We start from the raw sequence: 24,381 nt of genomic DNA, 5'->3' as shown, positions 1-24,381 counted from the left end.
TAAGATGCTAAGGTTCTAAGTTGCTGAGACACTAAGTTTTTATTACTAACAAACTAAGTGGTTAAGACTATAAGCTTATTTTAGTAAAAGTATGAAAACTTTTTGACTTCATTTCAAGCAATGAGAGATAGCTTCATTCTTCATGCCAAAAAATCTTAGGATCTTTTCTGAAAAATCTTAGCTGCTTAGTATCTTAGAACCTTCGTAACTTTTCTATATTTGTATTTGGTAACCATAACTCACAAAAATGACTTTAATAAAATCGATTTCAGGAATACGAGGAACTATTGGTGGAAAAGTTGGAGATAACCTGACTCCTGTTGATGCTGTAAAGTTTGCATCGGCTTACGGAACTTTTCTAAAAAACAATACTTCAAAAGAAAAACTAACGGTTGTAATTGGCCGTGATGCCAGAATTTCCGGACCAATGATTCATAATCTGGTAGTAAATACTTTAATAGGTTTAGGAATTAATGTAATTGATCTTGGACTTTCGACAACGCCAACTGTAGAAGTTGCAGTTCCGTTAGAAAAAGCAGACGGAGGAATTATTTTAACAGCCTCTCACAATCCGAAACAATGGAATGCTTTAAAATTGTTAAACGAAAAAGGTGAATTTTTAAGCGGTGCCGATGGTGCTAAAATTTTAGAAATTGCCGAAGCTGAAGCTTTTGATTTTTCTGATGTTGACAATTTAGGAGAAATTACTCCAAATGATGCTTATATGGATATTCATATTGACGAGGTTTTAAACTTACCTTTGGTTGATGTTGAAGCTGTAAAAGCTGCAAAATTTAAAGTAGTAGTTGATGGAGTAAATTCATCAGGAGGAATTATTATTCCAAAATTATTAAAACAAATGGGCGTTGAAGTGGTAGAATTGTACTGTGAACCAAACGGACATTTCCCGCACAACCCGGAACCTTTAAAAGAGCATTTAACGGATATTTCTGAGTTAGTTGTAAAAGAAAAAGCACATTTAGGAGTTGTTGTTGATCCGGATGTTGACCGTTTGGCTTTTATCAGCGACGATGGAGAAATGTTTGGTGAAGAATATACTTTGGTAGCCTGCGCTGATTATGTTTTGAGTAAAACTCCGGGAAATACCGTTTCAAATATGTCGTCTTCGCGTGCATTGCGTGATGTGACAAATGCACATAACGGAAACTACGAGGCAAGTGCAGTAGGAGAAGTGAATGTTGTAGAATTAATGAAGAAGAATAATGCAGTTATAGGCGGTGAAGGTAACGGTGGAATTATTTATCCTGAATTGCATTACGGACGTGACAGTCTGGTAGGAGTAGCTTTATTTTTAACTCATTTAGCAAATAAAAAAATATCTGTTTCTGCTTTGAGAGCTTCTTATCCGGAGTATTATATGAGCAAAAACAAAATCGAATTAACACCGCAGATTGATGTTGATGCGATTTTAACAGCCATGACTGAAAAATATAAAAACGAAGATATTTCGACAATTGATGGTGTAAAAATTGATTTTGCTGCAGAATGGGTTCATTTAAGAAAATCAAATACAGAACCAATTATTCGTATTTATACTGAAGCACCTTCGCAAGATGCAGCAGATAAACTGGCTCTTCGAATTATTGATGAAATAAAAGTTATTGCAGGGATTTAATTTTAAGATTGCAATACATAAAAAAAACAGCTCTTTCATATTTCTTGAAAGAGCTGTTTTTTTTATGATTCAACTCGATGTTTCCATCTTTTATGAGTCCACAGATAATATTCTGGCGCTTCATAAATTTGCTTTTCAACTTCTTTTAAATACTTTTCAGTGATGTCGAAATTTTCATATTCTTTAGGATCATCTGCAATGGTTAGAAAAGTTGCTTCATAATAACCTCTGGCTACTTTTTTAACTTTTACCATAATTACGCTTAGATCGTATTTTTTGGCCAGCATTTCGGCGCCTGTATGTACAGGAACTTCAATACCCATAAATTTCATCGAATGAAAAATTCGGTCCAGTTTTGGCGATTGATCGCTTGCTAAACCGTACATGCTTACAAATCCTTTGCGCTGGTTTTGTGCCATTGTGGGAATTGCTTGTCTGGTTTCGATCATTTCTGTATTGTATTTTGATCGTATTTTTCTAATCAGCTTATCAAAATAACGATTGGCTAGTCTTTTATAAACCGCAACGCCCTGAAAACCTAATTTTGGATTTATGGTTAAAAGCCACTCATAACTTGCATAGTGGGAGGCGACAAGAATAACGCTTTTGCCTTTTTTATAATAATCCTGTACCAATTCGATATTCGTTACATGGAATCTTTTTTCCATTTCTTCCGGCGAAATACTCATCGTTTTTACCATTTCCAAAAACATATCGCACATGTGGTGGTAAAATTTCTTTTCGATTTTTTTTCTTTCAGCATCACTTAAATGCGGTAAAGTAAGAGCCAGATTTTCGCGTACTACTTTTTTGCGATACCCAATTACTCTGTAAACTAAAAAGCAAACAAAGTCAGAGAATAAATAAAATAAGCGGAATGGAAGTATAGAGATCAGCCATAATAATGGGTAGGCTAATATATAAACGAGAAATTGCATGTATATTTTTTTTACAAATATAAAGCAAAAATGAGAAATGATCGATATTTTGTATTCTCATCAAGATATGTTCGATATTGACTATATTTACATTTCACATTAAATATTATTTATGAATACCATTTTAATTGGAATTATAGTAGCCAATGTACTTATAAGCTATAAAGGTTTTAATGATTATGCTTTTTTTAGAAAATTTGAATTTCACGTAGGAAGTATTCGCGCCGGCGAACAAATTAGAATGCTCACATCTGGATTTTTGCATGCAGATATGATGCATTTATTTTTTAATATGCTTACACTTTGGTTTTTTGCGCCAGTTGTCATTGATTCGCTCGGAAATTTTTCTTTTGTTTTGGTTTATTTCGGAAGTCTGATTTTTGGAAGCCTTCTTACTATGCTGTTTCATAAAAACGATTACAGTTATCGTGCAGTTGGAGCTTCTGGAGCGGTTACCGGAGTTTTGTATTCGGCTATATTACTGCATCCGGATATGATGCTGGGAATATTTTTTGTTATTCCAATACCAGCCTATCTTTTTGGAATTTTATATTTATTGTATTCAATTTATGGAATGAAAGCCAAAAATGACAATATTGGTCATACGGCGCATTTTGGAGGCGCAGTTGGCGGATACTTAATTACTTTGATAAAAGTACCTTCATTAATTGTAGATCATAGTTTGATGACCATTTTACTGGCAATTCCAATTATTGTACTTTTTGTATTGGCAAAATCAGGAAAAATATAATGCTGGCATAACTTTTGAAATGCCTTTATCAAATAACTTAAAATATCACAAAAAATGAAAAAATTAGTATTATTTTTAACAATCATGTTTATGACTATGTCTTACGGCCAGGAAATTAAACAAATACCTCTAATTAACGTTAATGGAGAAGGAAAAGTAAAAGTAGCCCCTGATCAGGTTTGTATTTCAGCTACGGTTGAAACTAAAGGGAATAATGCTAAAGACGTCAAAAAACAAAATGACGAAAAAATGGATGCGGTTTTAAAATTCATTAAAAAAATGAATGTTCCAACAGCAGATTTTAAAACAAAACAAGTTGCTCTTAATCCGCAGTACGATTACGAGAAAAAGAAAACAAGCTACAATGCTGCTCAAACAGTTGAAATCGTATTAAAAGATTTAAACAAATATGATGAGTTGATGGAAGGTTTGGTACAACAAGGAATTAACCGTATTGATAATGTTTCTTTTGAATCTTCTAAATTAGCACAATACCAATCTGAGGCAAGAAAAATTGCGATGAAAGATGCTAAAGTAAAAGCAGAAGAATACGTGTCTGTTTTAGGTCAAAAAGTAGGTAAAGCATTTACAATTTCTGATAACTCTCAGGTTTACCACCCAAGACCAATGTATGCTGCAATGAAAACAGAAATGATGGATGCTTCTGGAGCTTCAAATCAAACTCTTGCAATTGGAGAAATCGAAATTACAGCTAATGTAAGCGTGAGTTTTGTTTTAGACTAAGTCTATTATAAATATCTAAATATTTTAAAATCCAAATTCCAATTTTTAAGGAATTTGGATTTTTTTGTCTTCATTTTTTTTAAGATTTACTCTTAAATAACGCCTAATTTCTGTCTGGAATTCAGGCGTTATTTTTTTAAAAACACTTCATATTTTTGATTTTTCGGCATTGAGTTAAAAAAAATCTTACACGATGTGTAAAAAACACTTATTTTTTAATCGTCTTATTTTTAGGTATTTATAATTACTATAACAATTTCGTTAACATTTTTTTTGCAAAAAGTTCTCTTAAAACTTTTTGATTACTGTTTTTAAATATATCTTTGTTCTATCAAATTAGTAGAGTTTAAAAAATAGTTAAAGATTAAAGGCCTTCAAAGAGATTTCAATTTTGGGCAGGCGAGTGATCATTTGCAATTTCTGTTAAGAATTTTCACTGTCAATAATTCTTCAATCACAAATTCATACCAATTTTTAGTAAAAACACTGCCTTACATTTTAGGGCTGAAATTGTATAAAAGCCAATTCAAAATAAATAGTAATCAAAATAAAAAGAAAAATGAAAAAACGAATGTGTTGCAGATAAATAAAAAACCATTTCTGTTGCAGCAGAAATGGCGAAGCTTAAAGAAATTGTACATCTCTTAGAAGGAAAGCGGGAATGGAGTATATCCGTTTGCTTGCCTTGATTTATTAAACTAAAACAAAGTAATGAAAAAAATATTAAATAGATATACATGGTTATGTATTTTGTTGATTTCCATAGGGATTAACGCTCAGGAGACCAAGCCGTTGATCCAGTCAAAACTCGTAGGAACGGTGGTTGATGCTGTTACAAAAGACCCTGTTATTGGTGCTTCTGTTGTTATTAAAGGCACGACACATGGTGTTCAAACAGATTTTGACGGTAAATTTTTCTTTCAAACAGGACAAAAATTTCCTTATACTGTAATAGTAAGCTATCTAGGTTATAAAAAAGCAGAAGTTGTAGTTAATGATAATCCTGTTGTTATTGAACTTACTGAAGAACAAAATCAATTATCAGAAGTTGTGGTTACTGCGCTTGGTATTTCAAAAGAAAAGAAATCTTTAGGATACACTACTCAGGCACTTAAAAACAAAGATATTGCTGATACAAAAGAAACTAACTTTTTAAACAGTCTTAGCGGTAAATTAGCCGGGGTGCGTATTACGAACTCTCAGGGAGATATGGGTTCTTCACGTATTATTATTCGTGGAGAAACTTCTATTGCAGGAAACAACCAGCCTTTATTTGTTGTTGACGGAGTTCCGGTAGACAACTCACAGTTAGGAAGTGTTGGAGGAGCAACTCGTGATTTTAAAAATGCAATTGCCGATTTAAATCCGAATGATATTGAAACGTTAACTGTATTGAAAGGTCCTAACGCGGCGGCACTTTACGGATCGCGTGCGGCGCATGGTGTTGTGCTTATTACTACAAAATCTGGAAAAAGCCAAAAGGGACTTGGAATTACCTTTAGTTCTGGTATTACAATCTCTCAGGTAGCTACTTTACCAAGTTTTCAAAATTCATACGGACAAGGTTCTAACGGAAGATTTAGTTTTGTTGACGGAAAAGGAGGTGGCGTAAATGATGGAGTTGACGAAAGCTGGGGACCAAGGTTGGATGGACGTTTGATTCCTCAATTCTACTCAAATGGTGAAGCTGTACCTTTTGTGGCTCATCCAAATAATGTGAAAGACTTCTTTAATACTGGTGTTACGTATGACAATAGTATTTCTGTAGCGAGATCAGATGAAAAATCAGATTTCCGTTTAGGAGTAAACAATCAAAAACAATTAGGAACAGTGCCAAATAGTGAAGTAAACAAAACAAACTTTACTATTAATACTAATTACCAAATTTCAAAAGGTATTAGAGTTGGTGCTACAGCTAATTATATTACAACTAATGCTCCGGCTTTACCAGGTGGTCCATCTGGAAACCGTGCTGCTGGTGTAATGCTTCAGTTCCTTTGGTTCGGACGTCAGGTTGATATCAATCAGCTTAGAAATAACAGAGATGTTAACTGGAACAACAGTTACTACAGCAACCCTTACTGGAATGCTTATTATAATACTACAAGCCAGCAGCGTAACCGTATTATTGGTGATGTGCATTTGGATGCAAAATTGGCTGAGGGGCTTAACTTTAAATTCCGTACAGGAGTTGATTATTATAATGACAGAAGAAAATACACTATCAAATACGGTACAAACGGAACGCCTTTTGGTTCTTATGCAGAAGATGCTTACACTGTAAATGAGCAGAATACTGAAGGTATTTTTACTTATACTAAAAAATTAAGTGATGATTTTACTGTTGATGCACTTGCCGGATTTAATATTCGTAACCACAGTGATGCAAACAATTATCAAAAAGCACCACGTTTAGCTGTACCTGATTTGTACACTTTGACGAATTCAAGAGATCCATTGACATCATCAAATACATTGTCAAGATTGAGAGTTTACAGTGCTTATGCTTCGGCACAATTTGGATATAAAAACTATGCTTATTTAAACCTTACAGCTCGTAATGACTGGTCATCTACATTACCAAGCAGCAACCGATCTTATTTTTATCCATCTATTAATGGTAGTTTAATATTATCTGAGGCCTTAAAATTAAAAAGCAATACACTTGATTTCTTAAAGTTACGCGGTGGATGGTCTGAAGTTGGTAATGATGCAGATCCTTATCAATTGTCAACAGTTTATAATTTCCAGACTGCATTTGACGGAAATCCAATTCAGACTTCTTCACAAAAGAAATTGAATGAAAACTTAAAACCAGAAACAACTCGTTCAACTGAAGTTGGTTTAGAGGCTTCTTTCTTTAAAAACAGACTTCACTTTGATTTTGCTTATTATAATACAAACAGTTTCGACCAGATTTTGGAGATTAAAACAACAGCTTCAAGCGGATATAACTCTCAGTTAATCAATGCTGGAAAAGTCAACAATAATGGTATAGAAATTCAATTAGACGGAACTCCTGTTCAGACTGAAAATTTCAAATGGAATATTGGAGCAAATTATTCTAGAAACAGAAGTAAAGTAGAGATTTTAGATTATGCAAAACAAATCCAAAACTATACAATTGGTTCATCAGGAGGTGTTGATGTATTAGCATCTGTAGGACAGGCTTACGGAGCACTTTACGGAACAGCTTATCTTCGTGATGCAAGCGGAAATATTGTAGTAGGAGCAAACGGATTACCAAAAGCTGATCCGACGAAAAGAGTTTTAGGACACTATACTCCAGATTATTTAGCTGGTGTTACTAATACTTTGACTTATAAAAATCTTGAATTATCGTTTCTTGTTGATGCAAGTGTAGGTGGTGAAATTTTCTCAGGAACTAACAGAACCGGAACTTATACAGGTGTATTGGCTTCAACACTTCCGGGACGTGGCGCTGAAAATGGCGGTTTGAGCTATTACTTAAATGGTACTACAAAAACTTTAGTAAACGGAGCAGCACCAGGCGGAGCAGCAGTTTATGATGACGGTATGGTTTTTAACGGAGTTTATGACAATGGAACTCCAAACACTACTATAATCAGTGCGCAGGAATATTACAAAGCATCATACAACATTAGTGAAGCTTACATTTACAGCTCAACTTTTGTAAAAATGAGAGAAATTAAACTGGCTTACAATTTCAACAAGTCATATGCGAAAAAACTAGGATTAGAAGGGGCAAGTATTACTGCAGTAGGACGTAACCTTTTCTTTATCTACAAAGATGCACCAAATATTGATCCTGAAACGGCTTTCAATACTGGAAATGCACAAGGTTTGGAGAGTTTAGCTTTACCAACAACTAGAAATTTCAGCCTTAACGTTAATCTTAAATTCTAAAAATAAAGAATCATGCTAAAAAAAATAGCCTATATAACTCTATTTGCATTAACGTTGACCTCTTGCAGCGATACGCTGGATGATATCAACAAAAATCCAAATGCAACTGAAACACCATTGGCACCTTACTTGTTAACAGGAACTTTAAAACAAGGAGCTGACTTATATTGGGGAGATGCTAATAATTTTAACTCATCTTTGCTATTTGTACAGCATTGGGCTAAAATTCAATACACTGAGCCAGACAGATATGATGTTTCGAACACATCTTTCACTTCTTTATGGAATACAGGTTATGCGACCTTAATTACAGATTTGAATACCATTATTAATTTCCCAGATGCTCAGGCCAATTCAAATTATAAAGGAATTGCTATTGCTTTGCGTTCATGGACATTTTTATTGTTGACAGATGCTTACGGAAATATTCCGTACAAAGAAGCAGGTCAAAAAGTAACACCAGCATACGATACTCAAAAAGATGTATACACAGGTCTGCTTGAAGATTTAAAAAAAGCCCAATCTTTGTTAGGAGCAGCAAACGGTACTGTAACTGGAGATTTAGTTTACAAAGGAGATGTTGTAAAATGGAAAAGATTTGTGAATTCACTTCGTCTGAGAATTGCATTAAGAATTTCAGACAGAGAACCGGTTTTAGCTAAACAAGCGGCTATTGATGCAACAAGTGATGCGGCTGGAGTATTAGCCAGTAATGCAGATACATTTAAGTTTACTTATATCAGCTCGCCTCAACAAAACCCAGCATCAGCCTGGTTTGAAACTCGTGATGATTTCCGTATTTCAAAAACTATGGTAGATAAATTAAAAGAATTTTCAGATCCGCGTTTACAAGTTTATGCACAATTGCCATCAGATGCAAGTGTTGGTACATATGTTGGCGGCGGTAACGGATTATCAAATAGTGATGCCAACAGCCAGGGTTTTGCCAAAACATCAAAACCAGGAACTTATTTTCTGACATCAACATCACCAGCGGTAATTTATTCTTACTCTGAAGTATTGTTTAATCTTGCAGAAGCTGCAGCTAGAGGTTATATCTCTGGAGATGCAGAACAGCTTTATAAAAATGCAATTACGGCATCGTTTAATCAATTTGGAATTACTGATGCTGCAGTTATTTCTAATTATTTGAATCAGGCAAACGTGAAGTACGATGCGGCTAATTATGCTAAATCAATTGGTACTCAAAAATGGATTGCTTTCTTCGGACAAGGTTTAGATGCTTTTACAGAATGGAGAAGATTAGATTATCCAGTATTAACAGCGGGGCCGGCTACCGTTTTAGACGGAAAAATTCCTTCTCGTTTTTTCTATCCGGGTACAGAGCAGTCACTAAATGGTGTAAGCTACCAGGCGGCGATAGAAGCTCAGGGAAAAGATTTACTGACTACAAAATTATGGTTTGATGTAAAATAATCTGCATTAGAACTAATTTTTAAGCTGAATATAAAGAAAGGCTGTCTCACAATTCGTGAGGCAGCCTTTTTTGTTTTACTGCAAAACAGCAATTAGAAATGCACAAATCTCTCTGAATTTGTGCATTTTTTCTACTTCAATTTTTCATCCTGTATAAAGCATGTTTTGTGACCAATAATTTCCGCTTTGTGTCATTTTTTTTAATTCGGTTTTATGTCTGCAATAATTTAGACTTACGACAATGCCTATGTGTTGTTCTAAATTCATCCCAAACTACTATAAAATTAAAAACTATGAATACAGAAAACTACGATGTAATTGTTATTGGCGGAGGTCCTATAGGTCTGGCGACAGCATACCATCTTGGCAAAAGAAAAGCAAAAACTTTAGTGCTGGAGCAGTTCACGTTTGTGAATCAGCTAGGAAGTTCTGCCGGGGTTTCGCGTCAGTTTAGAATTCCATATCCGCAGGAATATATGGTACAGATGGCATTAGATGCACAGCCGTATTGGGATGCTTTAGAAAAAGAAGCAAATACCTCGCTTCTTGATAAAGTGGGAACACTATGGTTTGGAGATCCAGCCGTACATTCTACAGAAGGGAATATTGCCGAAGCCGAACAGGCATTAAAAGAATTAGGAGTTCCTTATACAACGCTCACAGCAAAAGAAATTGAAGCAAAATATCATTTCAAAAATTTACCCGAAACTTATACCGGATTGTTTCAGGCCGATGGCGCCAGCATTAATTTTAGGGCGACAAATGAAGCGCTTTTAAATTTATGCAAAAATGAAGAAACCGTTCATTTACAAGAAGATTCTCCGGTATTGGATATTAAACAAAATGGAGAGCTTTTTGAACTTACTACTCCAAACGGAATTTACATTGCCAAAAAACTGGCAATTATTCCCGGACCTTATATTAACAGCGTAATCAATCTGCTGGATTTTAAAATTGAAGCTGCGTATTGGAATATGTCTTCGGCTTATTTCAAAAAAACCGATCCTGCTATTCAATATCCAACCTGGTTTGTATTTCAAAATGCTATTGGCGAAAATGGAAATCAGTTTTATGGCTTTCCATCTGTCGATTGGGATAATCCGGAATACATTCGCGTAGCGCCGGATTTTGTTATCAATCCTCTTGAAGAACCGAGCGACAGGACATTAATTCCTAATCCGCAAGAATTAGGATATACTTCTGACTGGGTAAGAGACCACATGACAGGACTTAGCACAGAACCAGAATATACTTCAACCTGTTTGATTTCGCTGAGTAAAATTGCAAATAAGGAATTACTGATTGATTTTGCTCCAAGCTATGTGCCAAATCACAACAATATTGTGTTGTACGCAACAGGATGGGCGGCAAAATTTACTCCGTTTTTAGGAAAAATCATGTCTGATCTGGCTTTAGACGGACATACCGATTTTGATATCACTCCTTTCCAATTAGGATACAAATACTTTAAAGCATTTTAAAAACCACAAAACTATGAATAAAAATACACCTTTAAATTCAGGAATGCAGCCTGATTTAAAAATCGAAACAGCTATTATTGGTGCCGGGACTTCCGGATTATACACCGCTTATCGTTTGGTAACAGATAAAAAATATACTGCAGATCAGGTGCAGATTTTTGACCTGAGCAGTAAACTGGGCGGAAGACTGGAATCTGTTATTATGCCGGGAATGGATTTCTGGGGCGAGTTAGGAGGAATGCGCTATCTGACTTCTCAGGAAATCGTAACTACTTTAATTGAAGGTTATATATCTCCAAAAGATCCTAAAAAACGTATTCCTGTTTTAAAAGATAAAATGACTCCGGTTCCGTTTCCAATGGGCAAGTCGTCAAAACTATTAATGTATCTTCGAAAAGAGCGTTTTAAACAAGATGCGTGGGATGAAGCTCAGAAAAAAGGTAAAAAACTGCCAACGAGATATTATCTTAATGAGACTGATTTAGGCTTTAGTTCAGACCAGCTTTTTAATAAAATTATTTATGATGTTTTAATGGCAGATCCCTGGGTTGCTAAAAAATATCAAAAGAAAATCAAAAAAGGACATAATGTATACGACTATACTTTTGAATTAACCAGTGAAGATTGGGATGAAATCAAACCAAGACTGGTTTACAATTTTCCAAAATCGCCTTATGATAAAAGAAAAGTAAACGATCTGGGTTTCTGGAACTTAATTAAAGATCAGGTTTCGCAGGAAGGATATGAGTTTTTAGCCAATGCGGGAGGTTATTATTCAAATACCATCAACTGGAATTCTGCCGAAGCTTTTCCATATATGGTTGGCGATTTTACGGCAGGAACAATTTATAAAACTATTGAAGAAGGTTATGACAGTATTGCTTATGCGGTTGCCAATTCCTATATGGAACACAAAGGTGCCTGCATTTGGTCTGAAAATAAACTGGAAACTTTTACCAAAGAACATTCGGTAAAAACACATAAATACCAGCTTACTTTTCTAAATATAAAAACCAACAGCAAATGGCATGTATATGCTAATTCTATTGTTTTGGCTATGCCGAGAAAATCTTTGGAACTTTTAGACCAGAACAATTTCTTTTTCAATGTGAATGAAAATTCGGTTTTAAATGAAAATATCCGTTCTGTTATTATGGAGCCGGCTTTCAAAATATTAATGGGCTTTGAATATCCGTGGTGGAAAGAATTAGGAATAGATTCAGGACATTCGATTACCGATTTACCAATGAGACAATGCTACTATTTTGGAACCGATAAAAAAACGAAAAACTCCATGCTGTTAGGAAGTTACGGCGATATGGAAACCGAAACATTCTGGAAAGCGCTTTCTGATGATAAAGTACTTTTTGAAGTTAAAGCGGCTAAATCGGCTTCGTTAAAAGAGCTTCACCAGTTAAATGATGTACAGGCTGCAAAGCTTATGGTAGACGAATTAATGAATCAGCTTCGCGAACTGCACGGTAAAGATGTAACTATACCAGAACCTTATGTAACCTATTTTAAAGACTGGACAGATGAGCCTTTTGGGGCAGGTTATCATGCGTGGAAAGCAGGATTTTCTGTTGGAGATGTCATGAAATATATGAGAAAACCAAAACATGATGAACAGATTCATATTTGCGGTGAAGCATATTCTGATCAGCAGGGCTGGGTAGAAGGAGCATTTTGTGAGGCAGAGAAAATGCTGCAGGATTATTTTGGGCTGAAACGTCCGTTCTGGCTTCCAGAAAATTACTATTTAGGATGGTAAAAAGAAGAAGTTTTTTGTTAGTAATTCAAATCATTAATTTAAAAAAGTAATAGTATGTTAAAACGTAACGGCTTTGATGATGAGTTAAATTTAACTCATTTAGCCTCAAATATAGATTCAAATCAAAATGAAATATCATTTAAAGGAGCTCCCGAAACCGAAGGTATATTGGCGAGTATGATGAAGGGATATTCAAAAGTTCAAATTGAAACTCCAATCAGGCCTTTTCACGAAAGTAATCTGCAGAAAATTCTAGACAATGTAGATTATGGTATTTTAAGAGCATTACAAGGAACCTGGGTAAGCTATAATCATAATGGAAATGGTTCAAGAGAATTAATAGGAAGCGGTATACACACTACAATTATGCCTTCGCCGGGCACTAATGCAGGAACGATTCCCGGAAAATTTAGTTTTGAATGTGAAGAATATATCGAAAAACTCACTTTTGATTTAGTTCCTGGCGGAGTTCGTAATCGCGGCGGCGCTAACGAGCAGTTTTGCGGTGCAGTTAAATACGAACAAAGTATTAAAAGTGTAAATGCTGTGCCGGGAGAATCAGCTTTAAAATATACTCCAATTCATGAAGAAAACGGAATGTATTTGTGGCTGAGCGATATATTTAATTATGCTGCCACAGAAAAAACAATTGAAGAGGACCGAGGTATACATGCATTAGAACCAGATGCTCCTAATAGAGATTTATATAAAAGCGGTTATCAGGACGAAACGGTTTTCTTGATTATAAATGATTTAGGTGAAAAAGAATATGTAACTCTCGAAAATTTAAAATGAAGACCTTATCTTTCTATTGTTCCTGCTAAAGAGTTAAAACCAGGAGCAGGGCAGACAGGACCTTACTTTATACCCGACTATTCTATTTCACGAAGCGGCGTAATTCCGCACGGAAGCACCATAACATTGTTAGGAGATCTAACTAGAGGCAAGTCAGGTTATTTAATTAATACTGCACCTGAATTTCCAGAAGGTAATGAAGCGTGGGAATACGATCACCTTTCTATTTCAAAAACTATGGGAGGTGCAGGAGCAAGTAAAAAAGAGCCTATAAATCTTGATAAAGCCCCGCCTGCATGGGTATTTGAAAAGCTTAACAAGGATAATGACCCTCAGGAAAACAGGATTTATACACAGCGAATTCTGGCACATCCGTTATATCCGTATTCAGTAAGACCGGACTTAAGACTGCGTGATTCTTTAAAAGGAGAAACTATAAAAAACCACGTACTTATTCAGATGTCATCTAAAAATAAAACGGGAGCGCAAGGCGGAATATTAAATGTTCCGTTTGTAAATCGTTTTGTTACTACAGTTGAAATGAACATGCGAATGTGGATTGAAACTGTTGAAGAAAATGGAAAAGAAATTCTGCAGCTGCAATACGAGCAGATCATATTTTTTGAATTTGATTTTGGAGATGACGGCGGTACAACAAGCTGGCCTCATATACAAGTAAATACACTTCGTAAAATCGAAGATGTTTCGTCAGAACAGAGACAATTAATGGAAGAACAGTTTCCATCTTCTCATAAAATAGAATCTCCTGCTTCAGGATGTCCTTATCATAAAGGTTAAAATTATTCTGGAGAAATAATTCAGAAACAAAAAAACACAAGAAAAAGAAAAGCCGATGAACAACTCATCGGCTTTACCAGTATTTGTCTATCCACATTCAACTTTGCATTAAGAAAGTTTCATCTGCAGTATCATCTTCCTCAAAATTTTCTGCTTCCTCTTCTTCCCAATCATTTTCGTCGTATTCTGACTCCATATCATCTTCAAGAAATTCATCTTCTAAATCGTCTAACTCAAGATTGTAATGATTATTAGCTGATAGTGTACTGGAAAGATTTCCCTGCAGATAATCATCATAATTCAATAAAAGCTGTTCTTCGTAAGCGGTTATATCTCCTGAATATTCTTCAGAATTATAATAGTAATTGTCAGAAATCATAATATATAAGTTTTAAATTAATAGACTGAGTTTTATCTAATTTTCTCAATTAGAATTATTTAAAAGTAAAACTTTTTATTTCTGTTAATTTATATAATTATGAAAATGAATTGCTTAATTCTCATTTTAGAAGATGACTTTCTATATCAATTTATCTTTGATTTCTTTATATTTAGAACGGCCTACAGGTAGTATTTCTCCATTTTTTAGTAACATCTGATATCGGCCTCCGGCTTCTACAACGAGCTTTTCTGCTTCATTCCAGCAGAGAATATATGATTTGTGTATTCGTTCGAATGTTATTGGCAGCAGTTTTTCCAGCGATTCCAGCGATTTGTCATGTAATTCTATACGGCCGTCATGTAAATGCAATTCTGTATAAATACCGGCGCCTTTTATGTATTTAATATCTTTGATAGTAATGAGTTTAATAGTTTTTGCTTTTTTTACTGCTAAAAACTGGATATCACTTCCCGCTTTTCTTTCTGGTACAGTATAACGGATAAAGGCCTGTGCAAGTCTGTTTTCGTCAAATGGTTTGGGCACAAAATCTAAAACGCCGTAATTAAATGCAGTAATAGCTTTGTCTGTATATGCTGAAATAATAATGGTTTGAAAAGATTTTGATACAACAGTCTGCAGGACATCAAATCCATCTTCACCATTTAGGTTTAAATCCAGAAGCAATAAATCAATTTCATTTTGATCGATTGTATTTAAGCCGTTTTCAACTGAATCAGAAAGAAAAATCTGGACATCTTTATTAAAAAAGCCTCTTGTCATTCTTTCAATTCGTTTTGCAATTCTCGCTTCGTCTTCAATAATTAGAATTTTCATTTTGTATCAAAAATTTTAATTTCTGTGAGCCATCCTTCTTCAACAGCAAAAGAATCAAACTGCCAGTTATTGCCATAACTTTCATTTAATCGGGCTTTTATATATTTAAAACCTGTTCCGCTGAGGTCGCTTTTCTTTTTATTTCGATTTTTTGCCACGGTGCGCAAAGTATATTGTTTGTATTTTCTTTCTCTTATAAAACTTAAACAGAAAGTAATCGAACCATCGTTTGAAGGTAAACTGTGTGTAATGCCATTTTCTATAATGGTGTGAATAATGGCAGGCGGAATCTCTTCATTTTCATCAATATTTTTTTCTTCCCATTTGTAACTCAATTCTTTTCGAAAAGACATTACTTCTAAATGCTTTTTGCATAATTCAATCTCTTGTCTTACAGGAATTAAGGTTTCTTCAGAAATGGAATTCATAATATCAAATTCGTCTGCCAGCGCCCGAATGAATACAATGCCCTGCTGCGGTGATTCTTCGATCCAGTCAATGAGCGAAGTAAGGGTATTGCGAAGAAAATGCGGCTGAATATTTTTCTTAACAAGTTCAAGCTGTAATCTGGACGAAAGTAATAACGATGCATTATGAGCTTCTTCTAAAGCTTTAGTTTTAATGGTATGCAGGTAAAGCATTGACAATACGATAATGGTAAAAGAGATAAACAATCCAAAATCATAAAATATAAATTTATTTACTACAATGCTGGCCAACAAGCCCGCAACTACTATTACTCCGCCTTTAATTTTTCTAAATGCCGCATCGACTGCAATAATAATAGAGACAAAACACATTACATAGCTAAAATATATGGCTGTTTTGTCGTAATGACCGTAATGTTTAACATAGATTATTACAAGACCTGCAAATAAAAGAAATAAAAATAACCGCTTTCTTTTAAAGCCAAACTGCAGCATAAAATACCATGGAACCAATATAGAAATTATAAAAGTAAGCAAGCCTACAATTTGCAGCCGTGTATAAAAGTGGGTATACGGAATGTCGATATAAAATTTTATGTATTCTATAATAAGCAGACAGAAAAAGAGCAGACAGATTATTGCGAAAAGCAAAACTGTTGCTTCTTTGCGAGTGCTGTTGATGTATAGAAAAAAATAATAAATTGATGCAATGAGAAAAGCCCCGGCCATGAGGTTCATAAAAGACATAACAATGAGCGGTGCGCGGTGCAGCCTTAAATAACTTTCGAGTTTTACGTCTATACCGCGCAGGGTTTCTCTAAGCTGTGTTTGTGTTCCTGTTATGGTTACAATATGTTTGCCTTTACCAGCCAGTTTTTCGGGTATTTGGTAATAGCTCATTTCTGTTCCCGGTACTTCGCTCTGACCAGATTTTGCCATTTTACCGTTGCTTCCCACTAATACACCGTCCCAATAAACGTCAAAAGCACCAAAAGCATTAATCTGCAGTCCCAGCGGAGCAGAGGGATTTTCTCGTTTATAAAGATCAACATCAATATTAACCTTAAATATAGAATCTGGTGATGAACCCAGATAATCATGTGGTTTATCATCATCTTTATAATAAGTTACATCAGATTTGACGAACTCCGTATACTGTTTACATGATGTAAACAATAGCAGTAAAAAAAAGGTAAAAAAAGCTGATCTATACATAGGATAAAGATAAAATAAATATCGAATTGCGAAGTGCATTTCAAAAGCTCTTAGAGCCGTTTGAATGTTTTAAAGAACACTGGTTTGTTTTATAAAGTAATCTTGTATCATAAAACCAATAAACATGAAAACAGTAATAACCAGTATTTTAATTTTATTAATTCCTATGCTTGGCCTTTCACAGCAAACAGTTGTTTCGGGTAAAGTTCAGGATAATGCAAATAAAGAAGCGATTCCTTATGCAACAGTGTCAATACAAGACAGCACATTAAAAACATTGGCAGTTGGTGTAACCGATGATAAAGGTGATTTTGTTCTTGAAAAACTGCCAAATGGCAAAATGACAATCACTTTTAGTTACATTGGATATCAAAATTACAGCCGAACATTTGAAATCATTTCGGGCAGGCCAAAAATTGAATTAGGCACAATTGATTTGCATTCTGATGCAGTTCAATTAAACGCCGTTGAAATTACAGGACAAAAATCGAGTGTGAGCTTAAAACTTGATAAAAAAGTTTTTGAAGTTGGTAAAGATGTGCTTTCGCAGAATGGTTCTGCACATGATGTTTTAAATAGTGTTCCGTCTGTAACCGTTAGTCCAACTGGCGGCGTAAGTCTTCGCGGTAACAGCAGTGTATTGGTGTTAATTAACGGACGACAATCTGGTTTAACACAAAATAATGCCCTTGACCAAATTGCAGCCGATCAAATTGAACGTATTGAGGTAATAACCAATCCTTCATCTCGATATGATGCTTCCGGTTCGGCAGGGATTATTAATATTATTTTAAAGCGAAACAAAAAAAGCGGTTTTAGCGGTCAGGTTCGATTAGTGGCAGGATCTCCAAATGACAGCCGTCTAAATCCAAGCATCAATTTTAAATCAGATAAAATCAATATTTTTTCAAATTTTGGGATACGTTCTTCAGATTATGTTGGTTTATATACCACAAACCAGACTACTACAGATAATGGCAAATCAAATTATTTAAACCGAGTGCAAAACGAGGATCGTCATGACGATGGAAAATTAATGTATTTTGGAGCCGATTATTATATAGATGAACATCGAACTATTACAGCGGCGTTTTTAAAAAATGCTACAGAAGATGATGATAAAACTCATTTATTATACAATTACGGTCAGGCCGAAAATGTAAAAGACAGTGTTTTAGCAAGAAAAGGCAAATCATTAGAAAAAAGAGATTACAACCAATTAGAATTTAATTATACCCAGACTTTTAAACGTCCGGCAAAAAAATGGACAATTGACGTTCAGTATGATTGGTGGAACAGCGATAAAAACTGGAATCTTTCGACACAGCGTTTGTATCCAGAAACATTGGCTTATCCCGGTATTCGGACTAATTCAGTAGGAAATAGTAAAGATCTGCTTGTTCAGAGTGATTTTGTACAGCCGATAGATACAATTTCAACATTTGAAGTTGGTGTTAAAACGGAGATTCGTAAAGTTTCAAGTCAATTTTTGGCAGAACAGCAAGAAGATGATATTTGGAAAATCTATCAAAATATTGATAACGATTTAAAGTATACAGAAACAATTGCCAGCGGATATGCGCAATACAGCAGTAAAATTAAACGATTCAGCTATATGTTTGGACTGCGAACAGAGTTTACCAAAATTTCGATTACAGATAGTAAAAACACATATAGTGATGATAAAAATTATAATAGATTATTTCCAAGCGTTAATTTGAGCTATAAGTTTGATGCATCAACTTTACAGTTAAATTACAGTAAGCGCATCAATCGTCCGCCCTTATATGCTTTATACCCTTTTAATGAAGTAACAGATTTAAATGCACAATATGTTGGAAATCCAGATCTTAATCCATCTTATACAGATGTTTTTGAGCTGGCTTTTCTTAAAACATGGAAAAAATTTACTTTAAATTCGTCTGTTTATTACCAGTGGGAAAGCGGTTATATACAAGATTTTACCTATCGCGAAAACAATATTTTTTATACAACACCTATTAATATTCAACATGAAATACGAAGCGGTATTGAACTTTCAACCTTATATAATCCTGCAAAATGGCTTCAGGTAAATATGGAAATGAATTTTTATCATTTTAAACAAAAAGGAAGTTATCAAGATGAAGACCTTAATTATGAAGGAAAGACTTTTACCGGACGTTTAAACACACAGATTAAACTGCCTGCAAAATTTAGTTTTCAGGGACGTTATAATTTTCGCGGAGCGCAGCAAAATGCACAAACCAAAAATGATCCCCTGCAATCGCTTGATTTTGGGTTAAGTAAAGTTTTATTGAAAGATAAAGCGACTATTGTATTTGATGTTACAAATGCATTTGATCTGCGTCAAAACAAAAGCACTACAATTGGTGATAATTATTACCTAAATGTGAATAGCATACCTAATGCGGCCCGATACAGACTTAGTTTTGTGTATCGTTTTAACTTAACGGATCCAAAAGGAATTAGACAAGCAAATAACGCGAACCGCAATTAATCTTTCAGGTTCATAAAAAACATGCTTAATTTTTTAAGCATGTTTTTTATTTAGTTAAACTCCTGTTTTAACATTTATAGGAGAGGTGTTATTAACCTTTGCCCATTTAGTATCATTGACTTTATTTGTTGCTATTACTGAATGATTGAATCTTAAAATATCATTCCAGTCTTTCTCTTTGTCAACATCGTACACACGCGTAATGCGGGTTGAAGGTCCGCTGTAAGAATACTTTAAACCTTTTGATTTTGACATATTATAAACAACAATATTATTAATATCCTTTTCATCATCAATATCTATATCACTAAAACAGCGTCGGTCTAAAATATCAGTATTAGAGTATCTTTTTTTCCATCCCTTGTTTCCGCTCAGGCAAAAAATAAATTTGCCTAACATATCACCAATTTTATGCCAGCCGTAAACTCTGGCATTATCATATAATCCGGCTTTTCTATCTGGCATCATAGCATTTGGCATAAAGATTTTATCATCTCCAAAATACTGCTGCAAATACGTATCGATTTCTTCATGAAATCTGGCATATCCTCCGAATTTACTTTTTATGTCTATAGTAACAAAAACCGGGTAATGTAATTTATTGGCTTCGTGCCAGGTTTTTAGAATGTCAAGAAAATATTTCAATTTGATTTGACGTCCATTTGAATGACTTACAGTAAAATATCCTTCCTGTATAGAGCTATACGGAACATATTTTGAGGAATGCCTCCAAATGTCGAGTTCGAGTCCCAAGCATCCATCTTTTGCAGGATCATTTGGATCAAACAATAATTGAGTAGGCAGAGCCGGCAATACATCAACATAACTGTTATGTGAAGCCTTAATTTGAATTTGATTATAAAGACGATCTTTTAGTTCCATAGTTTTTTTATTTAGGGGTTAATAAAATAATAAAGAGGAATGAAGTTCGAGAGATAAGCATCTTGCTGCCGACTTAAAAAAAGTCCGCATAACTTCTTTAGATTTCTATAGTTTAAAACTACTATTTTTCGTTTCGCTGGTTAAAAAAAATGTTCTAAAGCACCATTTTTTTGTTATGAAACCCGATAATTTTCTTAAGATTTTGAAAGAGGAGTTTTGGCAATAAATAAGGAGCCGTTTTTTAGTTCAATTTTAAAGAATAGTGTTAGTAACTCATTCGGTTAATTAAATACCTATTATTTACCGTCTTTTTTGGTTAATATGTTTTTTTAATACTAAAATACTGCGTTTAATGTATTTTCAAGACTTTAGTATACCCAAAAACGTATTTTAATATCCCTACTTTAAATCAAATTTGCGGTGAAATCATAATGTGATTCAGCCAGCACAGTAATGATTTCCAAAACTAACTATCAATAACCAAAATTTCAAACCAAAAATGAAAAATCACTTTAGGATTAAAAAAGGTTCTAATTGTGTATCTGAATTTAATTTGAAAAAGAAAATGATGATATTATCGCTATTGTTTTCTTTATTTCAGGTTTCTGGATACGCCATTAGTTCTACAAGTACAACTGTATCTTCAAATGTACTTCAAACAGAAATTAAAGGACAGGTAAATGACGAAAATGGTATGCCATTGCCGGGAGTTACTGTTTTAGAAAAAGGAAGTAAAAATGCTGCTTTAACAGATTTTGACGGAAAGTTTTCTTTAAAAGTAGAGAATCCTAATTCTGTATTACTAATATCTTTTTTAGGCTATACGACTGCCGAAGTCAGCCTAAAAGGTAAAACTTCAATTACTGTAAAAATGCAAAAAGCAACAACTTCATTAGATGAGGTAGTTGTTGTAGGTTATGGTAAAATGAAGAAAAAGGATTTAACGGGAGCAATTGTTCAGGTTTCGCCTGATAAATTAGTAAACCAAAATCCGCAGACGGTTCAGGATATCTTAAGAGGTACTCCCGGAGTAAGAGTAGGGTATGATCCTTCTGCAAAAGGAGGCGGGAGAATACAAATTCGTGGTCAGACTTCTGTATATACTGCCAGTAATAATAAGGATGATAAATACGGACCTCATAATGACCCGCTTATTATTTTAGACGGAATGCAGTTTTATGGTGAACTTTCAGAAATTAATCCTGATGATATTGCACAGCTTGATATTTTAAAAGATGCTTCGGCAGCATCTGTATACGGATCGAGAGCAGCAGCAGGGGTTATTCTTATTTCAACTAAAAAAGGTAAAACGGGTAAACCTATGGTTAGTTTTACTACTAACACAACGATCAGCAATAAAAGTGCCTATCGTAAAGTGTATTCTCCAGAAGGATATTTAAAATATCGTGAAGACTGGGAAACTGCCCAAACGTATGGTGTTAATACTGCAACTGGCCAATACGAAGCATTTATAACAGGAACAGTTGCAAATGGCAGACCCGGGTATTTTTCAAATCCAAATGATTTATCAAAATGGGGCATTACCGAAGCACAATGGCTGGCTTATCAGCCAACAGCTCAAACAGTCGGAAAAAGCAGTAAAGAAGTTTGGGGAGCGCGTTTAGGACTAAATTTTGATCCTTCGCTGATGGCAAATTTCCTGGCTGATAAAACACACGACTGGAGTAACAGTTCTTTTAGAACAGGAATTAATCATGATAATAATTTGAGTATTTCCGGTGCAGGTGACCGAGTAAATTATTATATGTCTTTTGGTTATTTAACTTCAGAAGGAGCGATTGTTGGAAATGATTACAAATCAGCTCGTTCTAACATGAAAGTTGATGCTAAAGTTACGAACTGGCTTGAACTTGGATTAAACGTTAATTTTCAGGATCGATCAGATGGAGATATAACTCCTTCTTTAGGTACAAACGCTGGAGATAATAATATGATGAGAACCAGCCCGTTTGGAACTTTTATAGATGCAAATGGCAACTACGAAAGACAGCCGATGGGAAAAAATGTCTCAGGACAAAATTATAACTATTACTACGAGCGTCAATTTATTGAAAAAGAGACAGGATATACAACATTAAATACCATTTTCAATGCTAAAGTAAGTCTTCCTTTAGGTATTACTTATACTTTTAACATTGCGCCTCGTTATCAGTTTTTTCATGATCGTTATTTCAGATCTACGCAGAACCCAAACTGGCCTGCAGCTACTACAGGTGTAAACAGAAACAATTCAACAAGATTTGATTATAACCTGAATAATAACTTAACATGGGATTACACGATTGCTCAAAAACATCATATTATAGCCACTTTTGTTCAGGAAGCTGAAGAACGCCGTTTTTGGTCAGATGGAATGGATGCTTATAATATCCAGCCTTCAGATGCTTTAGGTTTTCACCTCGTGAATACAGCCACGATGGCGAATAGTGCGCTTAGATCAAACGATACACATGAAACGGCAGATGCGTTAATGGCAAGACTTTTCTATTCATTTGATAATCGTTATATGCTTACAGCGACTATTCGCCGTGATGGATATTCAGCATTTGGAGCTTCAAATCCTTATGCAGTTTTCCCTTCTTTTGGGGTTGCATGGAACTTTAAAAATGAAAAATGGTTTAACTGGGATGCTATGAGTACTGGTAAATTGCGTTTGTCTTGGGGTAAAAATGGAAACAGAACACTTGCTGATCCCTACATTTCTTTGGCAAACCTGGTAAATACCGGAACAATGGGGTATTTAGATCCTTCTGGAAAAGCACTTGAATTGAAATATTTAGCGCTTGACCGTATGGCAAATCCAAATCTGGAATGGGAAAAAACAACATCAACAAACATTGGTATTGATTTAGGTTTCTTAAATGACCGTATTACTGCTACTGTAGATGCTTACAGAGCCTCTACACGTGATATGATTATGAGTCAGTCATTACCTGGTTTTACAGGATTTTCATCAATTGCTACCAATCTTGGAGAAGTTCAAAATCAAGGTATTGAATTGAGTCTTAATACGCTTAATATGAAAAGAGAAAATTTTGAATGGCGTACTACGTTTGGAATATCTTACAACGAGAACAAAATTGTGTCATTGTATGGCAATATGGTAGACATTAAAGATGAAAATGGTAATGTTATTGGAAGACAAGAAGGAAATGATTCTGCAAATGGATGGTTTATAGGAAAATCAATTACTCAAATTTGGGATTATAGAATAACTGGAATCTGGCAGAAAGATGAATGGAAAGAGGCTCAAAAATACGGACAGCGTCCTGGAGATCCAAAAGTTGCCAACAGTTATACGGCAGATGATGTAGATGCGGTAGATGCAGATGGAAACCCTTATAAAAAAGCAGTTTATAATGAAAAAGACAAACAGTTTTTAGGAAACTCAAATTCTCCTGTACAATGGTCGCTGCGCAATGATTTCAAGATTTATAAAAATTGGGATTTGGGTATCAGTATGTATTCTAATATGGGAGGAAAGTCACTTAACTCAAATTATATGAATACTTTCAACGATGCGAGTTTATATAAATTCAATTTCAATCCTTATGTAAATCCGTATTGGACACTTGACAATCCAACTAATGAGTGGGCGCGTCTTGATGCTAAAGGACCTGCTGGGACTCCGGTTGCGCCGGGAAGATTGTACGACCGCAGTTTTATTCGTCTGGATAACATTTCGTTAGCTTACACGCTTCCTAAAGATATTTTAGATAAAGTACATATTAAAAGTATAAAAATTTATGCTTCGGTTCAAAACGTTGCAACATGGTCTGCTTCTAAAGAATGGAAATATTACGGAGATCCAGAAACAGGCGGACTGGCTACAAGACAGTTTAATTTAGGTTTTAATTTCCAACTTTAAAATTACTCAACA

At 34.7% G+C, this 24,381-nt stretch carries 16 protein-coding genes; 11 read left to right on the top strand and 5 right to left on the bottom strand.

Translation table 11 applies throughout. From position 1 onward, the window contains the following. Positions 1-247: 247 nt before the first annotated feature. Positions 248-1,636, top strand: coding sequence for a phosphoglucosamine mutase (glmM, locus tag PQ462_RS16110; protein WP_274250764.1), 1,389 nt, complete (start codon positions 248-250; stop codon positions 1,634-1,636). A gap of 62 nt (positions 1,637-1,698) precedes the next feature. Here the strand turns inward: glmM and PQ462_RS16105 are convergent, their stop codons facing one another. Continuing rightward, positions 1,699-2,574: a lysophospholipid acyltransferase family protein gene (locus tag PQ462_RS16105; RefSeq protein ID WP_274250763.1), complete on the bottom strand. Its 876-nt coding sequence runs from the start codon at positions 2,572-2,574 to the stop codon at positions 1,699-1,701. A 112-nt stretch (positions 2,575-2,686) separates the two neighbouring features. On the opposite strand from PQ462_RS16105, the gene PQ462_RS16100 reads away from it, so the two are divergent. The 8 genes from PQ462_RS16100 to PQ462_RS16065 all read left to right on the top strand — a co-directional run bounded on the left by PQ462_RS16100 (position 2,687) and on the right by PQ462_RS16065 (position 14,239). Beyond that, positions 2,687-3,325: a rhomboid family intramembrane serine protease gene (locus PQ462_RS16100; protein ID WP_012026467.1), complete on the top strand. Its 639-nt coding sequence runs from the start codon at positions 2,687-2,689 to the stop codon at positions 3,323-3,325. Between the two features lie 54 nt (positions 3,326-3,379). Next, positions 3,380-4,069, top strand: coding sequence for an SIMPL domain-containing protein (locus PQ462_RS16095; RefSeq protein ID WP_274250762.1), 690 nt, complete (start codon positions 3,380-3,382; stop codon positions 4,067-4,069). 711 nt (positions 4,070-4,780) lie between these two features. Next, positions 4,781-7,957 carry a SusC/RagA family TonB-linked outer membrane protein gene (locus tag PQ462_RS16090; protein WP_274250761.1) on the top strand — a complete coding sequence of 1,059 codons (3,177 nt, stop codon included), beginning with the start codon at positions 4,781-4,783 and terminating at the stop codon, positions 7,955-7,957. A gap of 12 nt (positions 7,958-7,969) precedes the next feature. Further along, positions 7,970-9,394: a SusD/RagB family nutrient-binding outer membrane lipoprotein gene (locus PQ462_RS16085; RefSeq protein ID WP_274250760.1), complete on the top strand. Its 1,425-nt coding sequence runs from the start codon at positions 7,970-7,972 to the stop codon at positions 9,392-9,394. Positions 9,395-9,687: 293 nt separating this feature from the next. Beyond that, positions 9,688-10,875 (top strand): FAD-dependent oxidoreductase, encoded by a 1,188-nt coding sequence (locus tag PQ462_RS16080; protein ID WP_274250759.1) that lies wholly within the window; start codon positions 9,688-9,690, stop codon positions 10,873-10,875. 13 nt (positions 10,876-10,888) lie between these two features. After that, on the top strand, positions 10,889-12,646 hold the full coding sequence (locus PQ462_RS16075; protein ID WP_274250758.1) for a flavin monoamine oxidase family protein: 1,758 nt from the start codon (positions 10,889-10,891) through the stop codon (positions 12,644-12,646). A 54-nt stretch (positions 12,647-12,700) separates the two neighbouring features. Next, positions 12,701-13,441: a hypothetical protein gene (locus tag PQ462_RS16070; protein ID WP_274250757.1), complete on the top strand. Its 741-nt coding sequence runs from the start codon at positions 12,701-12,703 to the stop codon at positions 13,439-13,441. 15 nt (positions 13,442-13,456) lie between these two features. Next, entirely contained in the window at positions 13,457-14,239 is a 783-nt protein-coding gene (locus PQ462_RS16065) for a peroxidase, FMP-type (RefSeq protein WP_274253728.1), read from the top strand. A 97-nt stretch (positions 14,240-14,336) separates the two neighbouring features. Here PQ462_RS16065 and PQ462_RS16060 read toward each other — a convergent pair whose 3' ends face one another. The 3 genes from PQ462_RS16060 to PQ462_RS16050 form a co-directional block, all read right to left on the bottom strand. Beyond that, a complete protein-coding gene (locus tag PQ462_RS16060) occupies positions 14,337-14,618 on the bottom strand; it encodes a hypothetical protein (protein WP_012026461.1) in 282 nt (93 codons plus the stop codon). Between the two features lie 141 nt (positions 14,619-14,759). Beyond that, positions 14,760-15,455, bottom strand: coding sequence for a LytR/AlgR family response regulator transcription factor (locus PQ462_RS16055; protein WP_274250756.1), 696 nt, complete (start codon positions 15,453-15,455; stop codon positions 14,760-14,762). Next, positions 15,452-17,059, bottom strand: coding sequence for a histidine kinase (locus tag PQ462_RS16050; RefSeq protein ID WP_274250755.1), 1,608 nt, complete (start codon positions 17,057-17,059; stop codon positions 15,452-15,454). Before PQ462_RS16050 ends, PQ462_RS16055 begins: the two co-directional genes overlap by 4 nt. Before the next feature lie 163 nt (positions 17,060-17,222). On the opposite strand from PQ462_RS16050, the gene PQ462_RS16045 reads away from it, so the two are divergent. Further along, positions 17,223-19,598, top strand: a complete 2,376-nt coding sequence (locus tag PQ462_RS16045) for an outer membrane beta-barrel family protein (protein WP_274250754.1) — start codon at positions 17,223-17,225, stop codon at positions 19,596-19,598. Positions 19,599-19,652: 54 nt separating this feature from the next. Here PQ462_RS16045 and PQ462_RS16040 read toward each other — a convergent pair whose 3' ends face one another. Further along, a complete protein-coding gene (locus PQ462_RS16040) occupies positions 19,653-20,480 on the bottom strand; it encodes a Ca2+-dependent phosphoinositide-specific phospholipase C (protein ID WP_274250753.1) in 828 nt (275 codons plus the stop codon). Positions 20,481-20,979: 499 nt separating this feature from the next. On the opposite strand from PQ462_RS16040, the gene PQ462_RS16035 reads away from it, so the two are divergent. Then, complete coding sequence (locus PQ462_RS16035) at positions 20,980-24,369, top strand: SusC/RagA family TonB-linked outer membrane protein (protein ID WP_274250752.1); 3,390 nt, start codon at positions 20,980-20,982, stop codon at positions 24,367-24,369. The last annotated feature ends 12 nt before the right edge of the window (positions 24,370-24,381 follow it).

It is taken from the genome of Flavobacterium sp. KACC 22758 (genome assembly GCF_028736135.1).
GTDB classification, from domain to species: domain Bacteria; phylum Bacteroidota; class Bacteroidia; order Flavobacteriales; family Flavobacteriaceae; genus Flavobacterium; species Flavobacterium johnsoniae.
Note: the sequence above shows the minus strand (reverse complement) of the source record. Positions and strands in the feature narration are given on the sequence as shown.